1 protein-coding gene and 1 pseudogene (1 of these 2 running past the window's edge) are annotated in these 1,166 nt (G+C 62.3%); one reads left to right on the plus strand and one right to left on the minus strand.

Annotated elements, in window-relative coordinates:
- Positions 1-128 (plus strand): annotated as a pseudogene (gene secB / locus EOB59_RS33360) (protein-export chaperone SecB); it begins 387 nt to the left of the window's first position.
- A 124-nt stretch (positions 129-252) separates the two neighbouring features.
- On the opposite strand, the gene dnaQ reads toward secB, so the two are convergent.
- Positions 253-954, minus strand: a complete 702-nt coding sequence (dnaQ, locus tag EOB59_RS33365; RefSeq protein WP_127808571.1) for a DNA polymerase III subunit epsilon — start codon at positions 952-954, stop codon at positions 253-255.
- Positions 955-1,166 lie beyond the last annotated feature (212 nt).

Consider the following 1,166-nt stretch of genomic DNA (forward strand, 5'->3'; position numbering starts at 1 on the left):
GCCAGATCATCGCCGAGGCAACCCGCAATGGCGGCTTCCCGCCGCTGATGCTCGACCCCATCGACTTCGCCCAGATGTTCCAGCAGAAGCTGGCCGAGGACGAGGCGTCAAAGGTCAAGGTGAGCTGAGCTGAGCTCGGCTGCCACGAATTGTTGAAAACCCGGCCTCGCGCCGGGTTTTTTGTTTTGGAAACGCTGGCAGGACAGAGGGAGGTGTGAAGGATCGCTGCGGAACGACATTGTTCCGTCTTGCTCAGCCAACCGCAACCTTCAGCCACAGCGCCTTTTCGCCAAGCGTCCCGACCATGCCGGCGTGCAGGGCGCGTTCGGCTTCGGTGACACGCGGCGGCAGGGGTGCCGGGCGCTGGCTGATGATGATTTCGATCTGGCGGACATTCTCGCCTTGCGCCGGCGCGGTGGCGCTGTCGAGGATGAGGGCCGCCTGCTTGCCGCCGATCAGCTCGATATAGACCTCGGCCAGCAATTCGGAATCGAGCAGGGCGCCGTGCTTGGTGCGCTTGGTGTTGTCGATGCCGTAGCGCCGGCAGAGCGCATCGAGCGAATTGGGGCCCATCGGGTGCTTGCGGCGCGCCAGCGCCAGCGTGTCGACGACAAAACCATTGTCTATGACCGGGTGACCAAGCCGGCCGAATTCGACGTTGAGGAAGCCGACATCGAAAGTGGCGTTGTGGGCGACCAGCTTGGCGCCGTCGGTGAAGTCCAGCCACTCCTGCACAATCTCGGCAAAGGTTGGCTTGCCCGCGAGATCCGCCGCGCTGATGCCGTGCACGGCCTGTGCCTCGGCGTGGATCGCGCGGCCTTGCGGGTTGATGTAGTGGTGGAAGGTCCTGCCGGTCGGAAAGCGGTTGACCAGCTCGACGCCGCCAAGCTCGATGACGCGGTCGTCGCGCGAATCGAGGCCGGTGGTTTCCGTGTCGAAGATGATCTCACGCATCGAATCAGTCGCTCCGCTCCAAGGGAGCAGATTCATACAACGGAACAAAATGGCAATGAGAAACGGCGTTGCCTAGGACAATCGCCACAGGTTTGCGCTGCCCCTCATCGCCCTGCCGGGCACTTCTCCCCGTATAGTGACGGGGAGAAGGTGCCGGTGTCCGAACCGGATAGATAGGTAACAGAATGGACTGATTAGATGGGTGACAGTTT

This window comes from Mesorhizobium sp. M7A.F.Ca.MR.176.00.0.0 (assembly GCF_004023165.1).
Taxonomy (GTDB): Bacteria; Pseudomonadota; Alphaproteobacteria; order Rhizobiales; family Rhizobiaceae; genus Mesorhizobium.

What these genes read in the sequence shown, in the direction of transcription:
- dnaQ (WP_127808571.1), bottom strand. Translation starts at nt 954, where the DNA reads ATGCGTGAGATCATCTTCGACACGGAAACCACCGGCCTCGATTCGCGC.